This window comes from Dactylosporangium sp. NPDC006015, assembly GCF_040614215.1.
GTDB classification, from domain to species: domain Bacteria; phylum Actinomycetota; class Actinomycetes; order Mycobacteriales; family Micromonosporaceae; genus Dactylosporangium; species Dactylosporangium maewongense.
Map to the genome: position 1 here is coordinate 89,847 of NZ_JBEXUD010000038.1, position 15,121 is coordinate 104,967.

General features: G+C 75.7%; 12 protein-coding genes. 7 read left to right on the forward strand and 5 right to left on the reverse strand.

Features of this window, described 5'->3' with window-relative positions; all coding sequences use genetic code 11:
• Positions 1 to 25: 25 nt before the first annotated feature.
• Positions 26 to 1,048, reverse strand: a complete 1,023-nt coding sequence (locus tag ABZ321_RS43255) for an ABC transporter substrate-binding protein (RefSeq protein WP_354901596.1) — start codon at positions 1,046 to 1,048, stop codon at positions 26 to 28.
• A 152-nt stretch (positions 1,049 to 1,200) separates the two neighbouring features.
• On the opposite strand from ABZ321_RS43255, the gene panD reads away from it, so the two are divergent.
• The 5 genes from panD to ABZ321_RS43280 are packed head-to-tail and all read left to right on the forward strand — an operon-like array spanning position 1,201 to position 7,491.
• Positions 1,201 to 1,653: an aspartate 1-decarboxylase gene (gene panD, locus ABZ321_RS43260; protein ID WP_354901598.1), complete on the forward strand. Its 453-nt coding sequence runs from the start codon at positions 1,201 to 1,203 to the stop codon at positions 1,651 to 1,653.
• Positions 1,654 to 1,690: 37 nt separating this feature from the next.
• A complete protein-coding gene (locus tag ABZ321_RS43265) occupies positions 1,691 to 2,029 on the forward strand; it encodes a hypothetical protein (protein ID WP_344500676.1) in 339 nt (112 codons plus the stop codon).
• 56 nt (positions 2,030 to 2,085) lie between these two features.
• Complete coding sequence (locus ABZ321_RS43270) at positions 2,086 to 2,955, forward strand: alpha/beta fold hydrolase (RefSeq protein ID WP_354901600.1); 870 nt, start codon at positions 2,086 to 2,088, stop codon at positions 2,953 to 2,955.
• Positions 2,956 to 2,987: 32 nt separating this feature from the next.
• Positions 2,988 to 5,042, forward strand: coding sequence for a hypothetical protein (locus ABZ321_RS43275; protein WP_354901602.1), 2,055 nt, complete (start codon positions 2,988 to 2,990; stop codon positions 5,040 to 5,042).
• A complete protein-coding gene (locus ABZ321_RS43280; RefSeq protein ID WP_354901604.1) occupies positions 4,972 to 7,491 on the forward strand; it encodes a HEAT repeat domain-containing protein in 2,520 nt (839 codons plus the stop codon). The genes ABZ321_RS43275 and ABZ321_RS43280 overlap by 71 nt, the downstream gene beginning before the upstream one ends.
• Positions 7,492 to 7,559: 68 nt before the next feature.
• Here the strand turns inward: ABZ321_RS43280 and deoC are convergent, their stop codons facing one another.
• Both deoC and ABZ321_RS43290 read right to left on the reverse strand, forming a co-directional pair.
• The gene (gene deoC, locus ABZ321_RS43285) at positions 7,560 to 8,261 is read right to left on the reverse strand and encodes a deoxyribose-phosphate aldolase (RefSeq protein ID WP_354901606.1); all 702 of its coding nucleotides are present in this window, start codon (positions 8,259 to 8,261) and stop codon (positions 7,560 to 7,562) included.
• On the reverse strand, positions 8,258 to 8,986 hold the full coding sequence (locus ABZ321_RS43290; protein WP_344498894.1) for a GntR family transcriptional regulator: 729 nt from the start codon (positions 8,984 to 8,986) through the stop codon (positions 8,258 to 8,260). The genes deoC and ABZ321_RS43290 overlap by 4 nt, the downstream gene beginning before the upstream one ends.
• Before the next feature lie 124 nt (positions 8,987 to 9,110).
• Here ABZ321_RS43290 and ABZ321_RS43295 point away from each other — a divergent pair, with 124 nt between their 5' ends.
• Positions 9,111 to 9,548, forward strand: coding sequence for a hypothetical protein (locus tag ABZ321_RS43295; RefSeq protein ID WP_344498896.1), 438 nt, complete (start codon positions 9,111 to 9,113; stop codon positions 9,546 to 9,548).
• Between the two features lie 619 nt (positions 9,549 to 10,167).
• Entirely contained in the window at positions 10,168 to 11,808 is a 1,641-nt protein-coding gene (locus ABZ321_RS43300; protein WP_354901609.1) for a hypothetical protein, read from the forward strand.
• A 19-nt stretch (positions 11,809 to 11,827) separates the two neighbouring features.
• On the opposite strand, the gene ABZ321_RS43305 is transcribed toward ABZ321_RS43300, so the two are convergent.
• Together ABZ321_RS43305 and ABZ321_RS43310 are read right to left on the reverse strand one after the other, a co-directional pair.
• Positions 11,828 to 12,508: a response regulator transcription factor gene (locus tag ABZ321_RS43305; protein ID WP_344498900.1), complete on the reverse strand. Its 681-nt coding sequence runs from the start codon at positions 12,506 to 12,508 to the stop codon at positions 11,828 to 11,830.
• A gap of 1,185 nt (positions 12,509 to 13,693) precedes the next feature.
• On the reverse strand, positions 13,694 to 14,998 hold the full coding sequence (locus ABZ321_RS43310; RefSeq protein ID WP_354901612.1) for a histidine kinase: 1,305 nt from the start codon (positions 14,996 to 14,998) through the stop codon (positions 13,694 to 13,696).
• Positions 14,999 to 15,121: the final 123 nt, after the last annotated feature.

Sequence of the window (15,121 nt, forward strand, 5' to 3'; positions counted from 1 at the left end):
GCCGCCCCTCTTGTGTGGTCGCGGGTTACGCGGCGGCGAGGTCCGGGACCTTCGTGGCCGGGTCGTTGTCGGCGGCGGCGGCGAGCGCCGGCACCAGGATGTCGAGGGCGAAGAGCAGCGCGTTGGGGCCGCTGTAGGCCAGCGCGCCGGACAGCGGGGTCTCGAACGTCGTGTACAGGGCGCGGTCGGTGGTGACGACCTTCAGCTTGGCGAACACCGGCGAGGCGGTCATCGTGGCCTTGGTGGCGCCGTTGACGAAGAGGATGTCCTTGTCGAGCAGGTCGAGCCGCTCCTCGCTGATCTCGTCCTTCTCGGCCTGCGCGGCGAAGCCGAGCGCGTCGAACAGGGCGCGGCGCGGGTCCTTGGCGGCGATGAGCCAGTGCTGGCCGTTCTCCGGGCCGAAGTCCTCGACGAGCACCTTGCCGGCGAACTCGGGGTGCGCCTTCTTGACCTCGGCGAGCTTCGCGTTCACCTTGTCGACGAGGGCCTTCGCCTCGGCCGACTTGCCGAGCGCCTTGCCGGTGGTCAGCGTCTGTGCGTCCCACGGGGTCTGCTCGTCGGCGTAGTCCTTCGACTGCACGACCGTCGGCGCGATCTGCGTGAGCCGGTCGTACGTCTCCTGGTTGACCGTCTCGTAGATGGCGATGATCAGGTCGGGCTTCTCCTTGAGGATGGCCTCGAAGTTGATCTCGGCGGAGAACGTCGGCAGCGTCTTGCCGCCCAGCGCCGACTTGACCCACGGGTAGTTCGGGTACTCGGTGAACCACTCGCGGGTGCTGACCGGCGTGACGCCAAGGGCGAGCACGAAGTCCTGGTCGTTCCAGCCGACCGTGAGAACCCGCTTCGGCTCGGACTCGATCTTCGTGGAGCCGAACTTGTGCTCGATCGTGACGGGGAACGCGGCCGGCGCGGCGGACCCGCTGGGCGTCGCGGCGGCGGAGTCCTTCGTGTCGTCGCCGCAGGCGGCGAGGCCGGTCACGGCGAGCAGGGCGGCCGCGGCGAGCGCCGTGCGGCGCGACCACGTCCTGGGTCGGGGGGTGCGGGTCATCAATGCTCCTTGGAGAGTTCGGGGTCGCGGCCGCCGCGCCGGAGGGTGGCGCGCCGAGGCAGGAATGTAGGTTAGCATTGCCTAACTTAGGATGGGCTTCCATGTCCGTCCTTTCGGGACCTCCATGTCTGCCCCTCGGAGAGGACGACTCAATGCAGCGCACCCTGCTCGGCGGAAAGATCCACCGCGCCACGGTGACCCAGGCCGACCTGCACTACGTGGGATCGATCACCATCGACAGCGCGTTGCTGGAGGCCGCCGGCCTGGTCGAAGGGGAGCAGGTGCAGGTCGTCGACATCGACACCGGCGCCCGCCTCACCACGTACGTGATCGAGGGGGCCCGCGACAGCGGGGTCATCGGCATCAACGGCGCCGCCGCCCGCCTCGTCTCGCCCGGCGACCTGGTGATCATCATGTCGTTCGAGCTGGTCGACGCCGCCGAGGTCGCCTCGCACCGCTCCCGCGTCGTCCACGTCGACAGGGCCAACCGCATCGTCGAGCTCGGCACCGACCCGGCCGCGCCCGTCCCCGGCGACCCCGACCAGCGCCCCGGCCGGGACGCCGGTCTGGACACTGCCGCGCCGGCCCTCGCCGCGAGCCGCTGACGTCATGGCCCCGCCGTGGGGGGACGACGCCTGCACGCTGACGGTGTGCCGCGACTGCTGCTGCGGCAGCACCGACAAGCACCCCGACGTCGACCACGACGCGCAGCTCGCCGCGCTGCGCTCCGGCGCCGGCCGGCACCGCGTCCGCGTCAGTGAGTGCCTCTCGGTCTGCGAACGCTCCAACGTCGTGGTGGTCCAGCCCTCCCGGGCCGCCCGCCGCGGCGGGGCCAGACCCGTCTACCTGGGCGACATCCTCGGCCACGACACCGTCGACGCGGTGGGCGCGTGGCTCACCGCCGGCGGCCCCGGCGTCGCCGAGATGCCCCCGGGGCTGCGGGACCACGAGTTCGACGCCGCGACCTGCGTCGGCTGCTGAAACCGGCGTCGCGGCGGGCCTTCCCGAGATCGCGTCTCATCACCGATGCTGAGCCGATGGTCATCGCCCTGGCCCGCCGCGACGACGTCACCATCGCCTACGAGCGGCTCGGCCCGCCCGGCGGCGAGCCCCTGCTGCTCATCATGGGGCTCGGCATGCAGCTGCTGTCGTGGCCCGACGAGCTGTGCGCCGAGCTCACCAGCCGCGGCTACAGCGTCGTCCGCTTCGACAACCGCGACGCGGGCGAGTCGACGCACTGGTCGCAGGCCGGCAACCCGAGCCTGTTCGACCTGCTGACCCGCCCGCGGGCCGTGGCGCCGTACCGCCTGGCCGACATGGCCCTCGACGCCGTCGCCGTCCTCGACGCCGTCGGCTGGCCCTCCGCCCACGTCGCCGGCGCCTCCCTCGGCGGCATGATCGCGCAGACCCTCGCGATCGGGCACCCGGACCGCGTGCGGACGCTGACCTCCATCATGTCCACGCCGGCGCCCCAGATCGGCCGCGCGCGGCTCGGGGCGCTGCGCGCCCTCGGCATCCCGCCGGCCACCACCCGCGACGAGGCCGGCGAGCGCATGCTCCAGGTCTTCACCGCCATCGGCTCGCCCGCCTACCCGCGCGACGAGGCGTGGCTGCGCGACGTCGGCCGCCGCGCGTACGACCGCGGCCACGACCCGGCCGGCGCCCGCCGCCAGCTCGCCGCCATCCGCGCCTCCGGCGACCGCCGCCCGGGCCTGGCCACGGTCCGCGTCCCGACGCTGGTCGTGCACGGCGACGCCGACCCGCTCATCCGCGTGGCCGGCGGGCACGCCACCGCCGCCGCCGTGCCCGGCGCCCGCCTCGTCGTCCACCCCGGCATGGGCCACGACCTGCCGCGCCCGCTGTGGACGCCGATCCTCGACGAGATCGGCGCCCTCACCGCCGCCTGATTCCGGTTGTGGGCCCGCATAGGATCGGGCCTGTGACCGAGCCGACGGATCCGCACGTCACGGCCGCTGTGGACCGGGGCGACGTGGACTGGCTCGCCGCACACGTCGACGGCACCGCCTGCCCGCCCGCGCTGCTGGCCCGGCTCGCCCGCCACGGCGACCCGTCCCTGCGCCTGCTCGCCGTGCAGTGGCTCGGCGCGCGGCTCATCGGCGGAGACGTCGACGAGGATCTCCTGCGGCTGCTCGGGACGGACGAGACGCCGGAGGTCGCGCTCGCCACGGCGACGCTCTTCCAGCGGCACGGCCGGCTGCCGCCGTCCGCCTGGCCCCGCTGGCGTGAGCACGGTCCGGTGGCGGTGGTGCGGGTGGCGTGGCTGCGGGCCGAGCTGCTGCACCTGCCGGGCCGCCTTCCCGCCGAGCCGCCCGGCGAGCCGCTGCTCCAGGCGGTGGCCGGCCTGGCCTGCGCCGACGCGTCCGACCCGCCGCGGCTGCTCGACGAGCTCACCGGCCGCGACGACCCGGTCCTGCACGGCGCCGCGCTCCGCCTGTGCCGGGAGGGGCTGCGCGCCGCGGTGCTCGCCCCCGCCGCCGCCCGCCGGATCCTGGGGCGGCTCCTCGACAGCGGCACGCCGGCGGTCGTGGCCGGCGCGCTCACCGAGCTGGCCGAGCCCTGGGCCGCCGTCGACCCTGTCGCCCCGCACCGCCTGCGCGCGCTCCTCGCCCCCGCGCCCACCGGTCCCGGCGTTTCGCCGGCGGGCGTCGCCGGCACGGCGGATGTCGCATCGGCGGCGGTGGCGGCCGCGGCGCGGCACGGCCTCCGGGAGCCGCTGCTCGACGCCGGCGCCGACGTCCGGGTGCCGCCCCGGGTCCGGCAGCGCGCGCTCGAAGCGCTCGGCGAGCTGCTCGACCGCGAGCACATTCCCGCCGTCGTCGGTCTCGGTGCCACCGATCCGTTGCTGCTGGGCCCGGCTGCGGTCGCCTGCCTCACCACCATGCACCACCGCGGCCTGATCGTCGCCGCCGCCGACGCCGCGGGTGTCGTGAGTCTCGCGCTCGCCGACCACGCGATTCCCGCCGGCGACGTCGCGGCGCTGCTGTACACGGCCCGGCACGCCACCCGCGCCGCACTCCTCGCCGGTCCCGCTGCCTGTTCCGTTCCCGGTTCGTCTGCCGGGGCTGATGACGGGAGTGGGGCGGACTGGGCGCGGCGGCTCGACCTGCTGGTGGCCCTCGCGCGGCAGGGGGCGCCGGACCTCGACATCGGCGGGGACGTCGCCGCGTTGCTGCCTCGTGCCGCCGAGCCGGAGCCGTTCCTGGCCGCGATCCGGGCGCTGCGCCACGCTCCCGCCGAGGACGCCGTGCTCGCCGCCCTGCCCCGCGCGCCGGCCGCGGCGCTGCACGCTCTCGAAGCGGTCGGCGGCGACCGTACCGTCGCCGTGCTCGCCGACGGTCTCGCCCAGGACCTGCCGTTCCTGCGGCCGTGGCGGCACCAGGCGCTCGAGCTGTGCTGGCTGCTCCAGCCCGACCCGGCCCGCCGGCACGCGCTGCTGCTGCGGCTCGACCCGGCGGCCCTGCCCGACCGGATCGCCGCCGACCTCGGCCGCCCCGACGAGCGCGAGCTCGCCGTCCTGCGCGCCCGCGCCACCCCCGACCGGCCGCTCCAGGCGCTGATCTGGCTGGCCGGTCACGCCGCCGCCGTGGACGACGTGACCGAGCTGCTAAGCCGGATCGTCGCCGAGCTGGCTCTCGCGTACGACACCCGCGGGAACCCGCCGGACGAGCAGCACCGGCTCCCCGCCGACCTCGCCGCCGTCGACCCGGACCGGGACCGGCCGGCGGCCACGAAGCGGATGCCGGTCGTGCCGCAGGAGGCGCTCGCCGCGCTGCAGGGGCTGGGCCGCCGCCTGTACCGCGACGGCCGCATCCGCCCCGTCTGCCTCCTCGACGCCGCCGACCACGCCGCCGACCACGCCGCCGACCCGGACGGCGCCGCTGGAGGTCTCTCCGGCCCGTACGATGCGGCCGGACGCTTCGCCGGGCGGCCTGACGCCGCTCAGTTGGACGCCGGCGAGCGGGTTAGCCGGTGACGCGTTCGCCGCGAGCGTCGCGCTGGACCTGCTCGACCGGCCGGGGACGCCGCCGACCGAGCTGGCGGTGCTGCTCGAGCTGCTGGAGCGGGCACCGTGCGAGCGAACCCGCGCCCGCACGCACCGGTTCCTGCGCCACCGCGACCCGCACGTGCGCAAACACGCCGTCGCGGTCCTCGCCCGCGACGGGATCGAGGCACTCGCCGCGACGCTGACGCCGCTCACCGCCGCTGGGGACGTGCAGACGGTCCGCCAGGCCCTCATCGCGCTCGGCCGGGCCGGCGCCCGCTGGGCCGGTCACGCCGTCGCCGCCTGCCTCGAACACCCGAACATGAACATCAAGAAGGCCGCGGCGGAGGCGTTGCGCACCACCGGAACCCCAGCCACGGTGCCGCACCTGCTCGGCTGGCTCGGCCGGCACGACAACCCCGGCCTGCGGGCCGCGCTGACCGCCGCGCTGCGGGCGATCCTCGCCGACGCGGCCGACGCGACCGTCATCGCCGCCTTCGAACGTTCCGGCGAACTCCCGCTGCTCGAATCCCTCGACGGAGCCCTGACCGCGCGGTCGGTCGCGGCGCTCACCGACCAGGGCTCGCCGGCCGGCCCGGCGCTGCTGCACCTCATCGCCGGCGGCCGGCTGCGGGTGCGGGACGGCGCCGTCGCCTCGCTCGCCGGCCGGATGGCGGCGCACGGCATCACCCAGTCGGCCGCGGCCGCCGTACGTGAGCCGCATCCGGACCTCGTCGCCCTGACCCGCGACGGGTGGCACGCCGGGACCGCCCGCCGGGTCGCCGCCGCCGAGGGGGAGCTGCCGGAGACGCTGCTGCCCGGCCTGCGGCGGCTGCTGCCCGACTGGCTCAGGCTCGCGGCCGCCGAGCCGGACCTGCGCCCGTCCGTGCTGCGGCTCGTCGTGCGCTGCTGCCCGGCGCCGTGGACGCCCGAGGAGCGGATCGCGTTCGGCCGCGCGCGGTCCACTGTGGTCACCGGGGTGGGCGAACTGTCGCACGCCGCCCGCGACGCCCTCCTCGCCGTCCTCGAGGACCTGGCCCCACACCTCACCCCCGCCGCGGCGCTGGACGTGGCGTCCAGGTTGCGGGCCGCGCCGCCCGCGCCCGCCGGCCTCCGCTCGACCCTCGCCACGTTGCGCCGCTGCGGCGCCGTCCTCACCCGCCACGACGTGGAACGCGCCCTCGCCGATGCCGCGCTCGGCGCCGACCCGTGGCAGGCCGAGACGCGTGTCCTGCGCGAGGCGTTCGGCTTCCAGCCGTCCACAGGAGAGGCGTTTGATGCCAAACCGTCCACAGCGGAGTCAGGGGAGCGCCTCGCTGCACTGATCGAGGCGTGGCCCGGCACCGCCGCCGACGAACGCCCCGCACTGCTCGACCGGATGGTGGCCCTGCAACCCATTGACGCTCCACTGTGGACTCTCGGTGAGGAGGCCGGCCGCACAGGCCCGGCGCCGCGGACCCCGCACGACGGCGACCTCGACCAGCCCCGCTCGGCTGCCCTGCGCGACCGCCTCCTCACCATGCTCGACCACCCGCAACCCGGCACCACGCAGCGCTTGCGGGCGGCCGAGGCGCTGCGCTCGTGGCCCGAACCGGCCATCCAGCGTCGTCTGCTGCAGGTGTACCTGCAGCGCGACGCCGACCTGCCGCCCACCCCGGCACTGGCCCGCGCGCTGACCCCCGAGGACCTGGCCGCCGACGCCCCTGTCCCGCGGCTGCACCAGGCGATGCGGCTCACACACTGGCTCGTGCCTGCGGACCTGCCGCCGTTCGTCCCGGCCCTGCTCCGGCTGCGCGACCACCCGGACCCGTCCGTCGTGGCCGCCGCCGGCACCGCGCTGCACCGGCTGCCGCGCTCCACGGCCGCCACCCTGCTCGGCGATCCGCCCGCGCCGTTGCTGCCGGAGCCGGCCGAGCCCCGCTTGCCGGCCGGGCTGCTGGACCGGCCGTCGGCGACGGTGCGCCCACCGACCCGCGACGAGCTGCTGCACCTCGCCCGCGACGGCGACGCCACGAGGATCCGCGTCGCCCTGGCCGGTCTGGCCGAGACCGGCGACGGGACCGGCCTGGCCGAGCTGCTCGGGGACCTGCTGCGGCACCCCGAGGCGAAGGTCCGCCTGCACGCCCACCGCGTGTCGCGCCAGCTGCTGGACCGGCCCACGTACCTGCGGCACAGCGAGGTCCTGCTCGCCGACCCGCAGCCGGACATCGTGCGCGCCGCGGTCCGCGCGGTCAGCGGCGCCGCCTGGGCACCGGCGATCGGCGCGGTCGTCGGCCTGCTGCTGCACCCCGACCCGACCGTCCGCCGCACCGCCGAGGCCGGCCTGACCCGCTTCGGTCCCGCCGTCGCGCCGGCGCTCACCAAGGCCGCCGCCCGCGCCCGCCCCGACCGCCGCGCGGCGTACACGAAGATCCTGACCGCTGTCACGACGCCCCGATAGCGCTCGCCGGCCGCCCGCCCTACGGTGCTGACCGCCGACGTCCGCCCTCTGTGCCGCGGTCCTACGGCTCAGTAGCCGCTGCCGGTGGACGGCGCGTCAGCCGGCGGCTCCCCGCGCTCGCGGGCGGCGAAGTCGTCGAGGATCGCCTCGGTGACGGTCGCGCCGAAGCGGGTGGCGCCGGCGCGGTGCAGGGTGAGCAGGGTGTCGAGGCTGCGGACCCCGCCGGCCGCCTTGACCTCGACGTGCGGGGAGACGGTGGCGCGCATCAGCTGGATGTCCGCCAGGGTGGCGCCGCCGCCGGCGAACCCGGTGCTGGTCTTCACGAACCCCGCACCGGCCCGCTCCGCGATGCGGCAGCCGGCGACCTTCTGCTCGTCGGTGAGGTACACGTTCTCCAGGATCACCTTGACGACCCGCCCCTGCGCCGCGGCGATCACGGCCGCGATGTCGTCGTGCACGTACGCCTCGTCGCCGCTGCGCAGCCGCCCGATGTGCAGCACCATGTCGATCTCGTCGGCGCCCGCCTCGACCAGCGCCCGCGTCTCCGCAGCCTTCACCGTGGTGAGGGTGTCGCCGTGCGGGAACCCCGCCACGGTCCCGACGAGCACGCCCGTCCCGTCCAGTGCCGCCCTGGCGAGGCCGACGTCGGACGGCCGGACGCACACCGAGGCGACCGCCCGGCGCGCTGCGACCTCACACCCGTGCCGGACGTCGGCGGTGGTCAGCTCGGGCCGCAGCAGCGAGTGGTCGATCATCTTGGCGACGTTCATCGGGACTCTCCTGTTCCGGGTGGCCGCACGTCGAACGTGACGCGCAGGTCGTAGCGGGCGCCGACATACCGGCTGACCGTGTGCTCCAGCGGCGCCGAGTGCTGGTCGACGATCAGCCGGGTCTCGACCAGCAGCGGCTCGTCCGCAGGCACGTGCAGCCGCTCGCCGTCGGTGCCGGCCCGCTGCGCCGTCAGCGTCGACGAGCCGAGCGTCGGGCGCAGGCCCAGCCCGTGCAGCGCGTGGTGCAGCGAACCGGCCTCCAGATCGAGGTCGAGCAGGGCGCTCAGGTGTGCGGGGAAGCAGGCGTACTCGACCGCGAGCGGGACGTCGTCGGCGAGCCTTACCCGGGCGATCGACACCACCCGGGGTGCGGCGGCCGTCAGTCCGAGCGCCGCCGCCTCGGCCGCGGAGGCCGCCCGGACCTCGCCCTCCAGCAGGCGCGAGCGCGGGGTGCGGCCCCAGCCGCGCACCTGGTCGTGGAAGCTCATCAGGGTCCCGGCGGCCCGCGGCTCGGGCCGCTGCCGCACGAACGTGCCCCGCCCCTGGATCCGCTCGATGAGCCCGTCGGACTCCAGGGCGTTGAGCGCGGCCCGCACCGTCATCCGGGCGACCCCGAACTCCGTGGCGAGCACCGACTCGGCCGGCACCGTGTCGCCGGGCCGCGCGCCGGCGAGCCGCGCCCGCAGCTCCCGCTCGATCCGCACGTACAGTGGCGCCTTGCTCACCAGTCCTCCAGGTCCTCTAGACAACCTAGACAGTGCCAGACGCGTAAGGGGAGCGTCAACCCGACCGGGTGATCGATGGTCGATACCGTGGAAGCCCGGGGCGGCCCGTTCCTATGGTGGTCCGATGAGCGCAGCCGGAGCGGCCATGTTGGGTCTGTTCGCCGCGCTCATGCTCGAAGCGCTCGACCTGCTGGCGGCCCGCCGCCGGACCGCGCGGCCGCCGTGGCGCGGGTCGGGCGAGCCGGGGCCGACGGCGTACGCGGTGTCCGCCGCCGTCCGGTGCCTCGCCGGCGCGGGGCTGGCCGCGTGGCTCGGGGCGTCAGGACAGGCGTCCGGCCCGGCCGGGGCGCTGGCGTCAGGGATCGCGGCACCGTTGCTGCTGACACAGATCGCCCGGGTTGCCGCGCCGTTCCTGAGTTTCGCCGCCGTCGCCGGTACGACCGCCGCCGCCCCTCCCGAGACCGCCACGCCGATGCTGAACGGCGCCGGACGGGTGTCACGCCTGCGCGTCAAGCTGCCCGCGGCCCGCAAGAAGACCGGCGACGACCACCATGCGAGTTGAGGCCTTCCTCGCGCGGCTGCTCACCGCGCTGGGGCGTCACGACCGATCGGCGCCGGCCCGTGGGCTGGTGCTGGCCGCGCTGAGCCGGGACACGCCCGCCTTCGGCGGCACGGTCCAGGCCGCCGGCCAGCCGCGATGGCCCGCGCCGCGCCATCGAACCGCCCCACCGGATCAGCCCGCCGCCCCGGTCCGCCGCGGCACGCCACTGTGGCGCGCCCGGACCGCCGACCCGACGCACCCCGATGTCGTCCCATCAGACCAGCCGGGCTCCTCGGACAACGACCGGCCGGCCCGAACCGCCGTGCCTACAGACCAATCGGGCGCATCAGCCGCCCCGGCAGCCTCGGACCATGCGCCCGCCCGCCGTCGGCGATCGCTGTGGCGTGGCCGGGCCGACTCGCCCGGTCTCGTGCCCGGCGACTCGGCGGGGCGGGGTCGCGGCGGGTCGGTGACGGATCAGCCGGGTGCTCCGGATGGTGAGTCGGCGCGTCGTGGGCGGTTGCTGTGGCGGGGCCGGGGTGCGTCCTCCGACGTCGCGCCGGCCGGATCGCGGTGGCCGGGGCAGGGTGCGTCGCCGGACGTCGCGTCCGCGGGCTCGCGGTGGCCCGGGCAGGGGGCGGTGCCGGACGTCACGCCCGGTGACGCGGCTTCTACGGGGTCGCGGTGGCCGGCGCGGGGTGGATCGCCCGCGGAGCCGCCCGACGCGGACGTCGCGTCCGCGTTGCCGCCGCGGCAGGCGAAGCGCGAGGCCGCCTGGCCACCGCCGCTGTTCGCCATGCCCGACGCGAGTCCGGCGCGGCGCTCGCCGTCGACGACGACCCGGCGACTGTGCGCGGCGGTACACCTCGACTCAGGCCTCGCAGAGCGGGTCGTCGCCGAGCTCACGGACGACCCGCGGCGGGCCGTGGCGCCGTCGGTCGGCCTGGACCTGGAGCCGGTGCTGTGCCACGCGCTGCGGGCCAGGCTGCTGGGCACGGTCAGGGACGCGTTCCTCACCGCGGCGGTGGTCGTCGCGCTGATCCTCGCGCCGCGCACCACCGCCGCGGTCCTGCTCCTCGGCGCCGTCGCGGGGCTGTGCCGGTCGAAGGCGGTGCGAGGGGCGCCGCCCGCCGGGCGGGCGCTGCTGGCCGCCGCGCTGGTCTTCGGTCTCGTCACGGCCGTCGGCGCGGTGCTGACGGTCGCCGGCTCGACCGTCGCGGCGCCGGGCGGTGAGCTCGACCGGGTCGTCGCCGCCGTCGGCGCGGCGCCCGGGGGACGGGTGTGGGCGGCGCTCGCGGTCCTGGCCGGGTGCGCCGTCGGCGGGCACCTCGCACACCTGTGGTGGACCGCCACGACCCTCACCGCCGGGACCCACCCGGCCCCGGTGCGGGCCTCGACCGCCCGCCGGGTCGCGGTCGTCGCGGCCGCGCAGCGGGGCAACGTCGCGTTCAGCCGGGGCGACCCGTTCGTCGGTGCCGGGCCGCGGGTGCGGGCGTGGTCGGTCGCGGTGGCGCTGCGCGCGATCGACTCCGGCGGCTACCGCCCCCGCAGCCCCGCGACCCTCGACCCCGTCCTGCTGCGCCGGCACGTCGGTCAGGCGCTGCAGGGCCTCGGCGACGGCACCGGGCATCACGGGGTGCCTGGGCTGACGGTGACGTCGTACCTGGCCGCGGACGGGGTCCGCGGCGGCGGCGACCCGCTGCTCGAAGACGGCGTCCCGCTGCCGCTCGCGTCCCGGGAGGCCGTCGACGCGGTCGTCCGGGCCCCGCAGGAGGGCCTGCGCCACTACGACCGGGTCGTGATCGTGCCGCGCGCCAGGGCCGTCACCACCGCCGAGGGCCGGCCGGTCGTGCCGCCGGACGACGGCGACGGGCACGTGTCCGTGTTCGTGCACACGTCGATCGAGGCCTCGGTGGTGTACGTCGAGCTCTCCGCCCACGTCCTGCCACCGGTACGCACCGCGTGCTTCGTGCCGGCGCCGGTCGTACACCTGGAGCTGCTCACACAGCTGACGGCCGCGCCGTGGCGGCTGACCCGCACGGCGGCCCACCGGCTGCGAACCCTGGCGCGCCGGCCCGACCCCGGCGGCTGGCACGACCACAGCGCCCGCCTCGGCATCCGCGACCTCGTCGGCGACCCCACCGCCGCCCTGCCCGCCCTGGAGGCGACGAAGTACGTGAAGATCGTCGAACGCGTCGTGGTCGAAGCCGTGGCCGACTTCCTGGAGCGTTACGACCTGGACGCCACCTCCTTCCGCGCCGAGGTCCCGACGACCCGCTGAGCCGCTCCGCCGGCCGTGCTCACGGGGCGCCCGAGCCGGGGGTGACCAGCCCGGTCTCGTACGCGGCGACGATCGCCTGGGCGCGGTCGCGCAGCTGCAGCTTCGACAGGATCCTCGCGATGTGCGTCTTGACCGTGGCGTCGCTGAGCTGCAGTTGCGCCGCCAGCTCCGCGTTGCTGAGCCCCCTGGCGAGCAGCCGCAGCACCTCCACCTCGCGCGGCGTCAGCCCCGACAGGTCACGATGGAGCGTGGCGGTGCGGGCGTCCCGGGTCGCGTACCGCTCGATGAGCCGCCGCGTGATCGACGGCGCCAGCAGCGCGTCACCGGCCCGGACCAGCCGCACCGCGCCGACGAGGTGCTCGGGGCTGACATCCTTGAGCAGGAACCCGCTGGCCCCCGCCGACAGCGCCGCGTAGACGTACTGGTCGAGGTCGAACGTCGTCAGGATGATGACCCGCGGCGCGGCCCCCGTGACAGGCCCGCCGAGAATCCTGCGGGTCGCCTCGAGACCGTCCATGCGCGGCATCCGCACGTCCATGAGCACCACGTCGGGCCGGGTGCGCCGGACCGCGTCGACCGCCTCGGCCCCGTCGGCCGCGTCCGCGACCACCTCGATCCCACTCGCCGTGAGAATCATCCGGAACCCGGTCCGCACCAACGCCTGATCGTCGGCGACGACCACCCGCAACGGCTCGCTCACGAAACCTCCCTCCACCACACTCCGACCAGGATGCACCGCACCCGCCCACCGCCCTGGACGCCCCTCCTCCAGACGATGCCGCCCGGACACTGCACTTCGCGCCGCAGCCAAGATCGAAGGACAGCCCTGGCCGCGGGCGTGACCGGATCCATCCTTCGATCATGCTGGGTGGCAGCGTTCAACGATGGGCGAGGCCCGGCAGCAGCCGCGCAGATCGCCGGTGCACCTCGGGGACTGCGACATCGCCAACTCACCACAACCACCACGGACAAGGTCGCACCGACCCCGCCGCCGCGCCCGCCATGTCGGCGAACGGGGTTTGTACCCGCACTGCTGGGGTGGTGGCGGCGGACGGCATGCTGTTGCTGGTCGCGGTCCTGTCGGTGCTGCTGGGGAACGGCGCGGTGTTTGCGTTGCGGGATGGCACGTTCGCAGAGACGGGGCAGGTGCCGCGCTGCTGAGGACGGCGCTGAGGGGACGGGTGCTCTCTGCCCTGGGGATCGACGCGGTGTCGGCACGAACGGCGCACCGGTGCGGGACGGTGTGCTGTTGGGGACGGTGCACTGTCTGCGTTGCTGGGGAACGGCGCAGGGGATGGTGCGATGTCCGTGTTGCTGGAGACGGCGCTCTGCCTGGGTTGTTGCGGGACGTCGCGCGGATTGCGCTGCTCGGGAACGGCGCGTTTGCAGGGGGCGGTGCAGCGTCCGGGAAGTGGGGGACGGTGCGTTGGCAGGGGATGGCGCAGGGACTGGGTTGGGGACTGTCGGCTGTCTGCGTTGTGGAGGACGGTGCGGCGTCCGCGCTGCCAGGGGCGGCGCGGTGTTGGAGACGGCGTGCAGCCCGGGTGGTTGGGGGACGGTGTATTGGCAGGGGTTGACGCAGCGTCCGGGGTGATTGGGGATGGCGTGCAGCCCGGGTAGTCGGGGACTGCGAGTCGGCAGGGGATGGCGCAGCTTCCGGGCGGTTGAGGATGGGGCGGCGTCGGGCGGTCTGCAGGTGCGGGGGAAGCGTGGGTGGCGGTCAGTCCAGGTCGGAGAGCCGCTTCAGGTAGCGCAGCATCGCGGTCTCCCGGTGGGTGGCCGGGGAGGAAGGCGTCGCCCGTGACTGCATGGCTGGTCAGTAGCGCCGCGCCGACGGGGAAGGGCGGGGCCGGGGATGTGGGCGCCGGGTGGTGAGGTGGGCGGGTCATGGGGCGGGGATCGGGATGGTGGCGTGGACGCGGAAGCCGCCGGTGGGGGTCGGGCCGGCGGACAGGGTGCCGTCGTGGACGGTCAGGCGGTCGCGGAGGCCGGCCAGGCCGCGGCCGCTGCCAGGGTCGGCGGAGGCGTCGGCGGCGCCACCGGTGTCGGTGACGTCGACGTGCAGGGTGTCGGTGGTGTGGTCGACGGTGACGGTCACCGAGGCGCCCACGGCGTGCTTGACCGCGTTGGTCAAGGCCTCCTGCACCACCCGGTATGCCGCCAGCTCCACCCCCGCGGGCAGTGGCACCCGCGTGCCGGTCTGGACGACCTCGACGGGGACGCCGGTGCGGCGGACGCGGTCGGCGAGGACGTCGAGCTGGTCGAGGCCCGGCGTCGGGGCGAGGTCGGGGCCGTCGTCGTCCATCGTGAGCAGGCCCATGACGTGGCGCAGCTCGACCATCGCGGCGCGGCCGCTCGACTCGACCGCCAGCAGGGCCTCGCGGGCCAGGTCGGGCTCGGTGTCCAGGACGGTGCGGGCGGCGCCGGCCTGGACGACCATCATGCTGACGCTGTGGCTGACCACGTCGTGCAGCTCGCCGGCGAGCCGGGCGCGCTCCTGCTGGACGGCGAGGCTCGTCGCGGTCGCCTGCTCCCGCTGCAGGGCCAGGGCCCGCTGCTTCCAGACGTGGATCGCGTTGGCGGTGAGGCTGACCGCGCACAGCAGCAGGAACACCGCCAGCCCCGGCCCCGCCTCCGTCTCCGCGTCGCCCCGGCCGCTGGCGAGCAGGGCCACGGTGGCCACGATAACGCTGCCGATCGCGAGGGCCCGGTGGCGGCTGTAGAGCGCGGCACTGTAGGCGGCGATGACGAAGCACACCAGCGCCGGCGTCGGGTCGAACCCGGGCTCCGCGCGCAGCAGCAGCGCGGCCACGACGATGACCCACAGCGAGGCGACCGGGAACCTGCGGCGGGTCACCAGCGGCAGCGCCAGGAGCGCGGCCAGGACATACTGCCCGGTGGACGGGTCGTCGGGGACGAAGTGCGGGCCCGGGTCGGGGTCCGGCGGCTCAGGGACCGGTGGCAGGCGAAGGTCGGGCACCCGCATGTGCCGGTCGCCGTCGAAGACGAAGTCCGGGGCGGGCGCGTCGCCGGGCTGCGACGTGCTGCTGACCGTGACCAGCGTGAGCACCAGCGCGAGGACGGCGTCGGCGGCCCACGCCCACCTGCTCAGCTTCGGCATCGGGCCGCTCACGCGCCACAGCTCGGCGCCGATCGCCCGCAGCTGCTGCCGCACGAACCCGATGTCCACGGCCCAAGTCTGCCAAGCGCCCCGCCGCCTGGCATCGGCTTCAAAGACCACACGCCGCCGCGCTGTGTAGTCCAAAAGGATGACGCACCCGCCGGAGACCGTCACCGTGGCCGACGTGCCGGA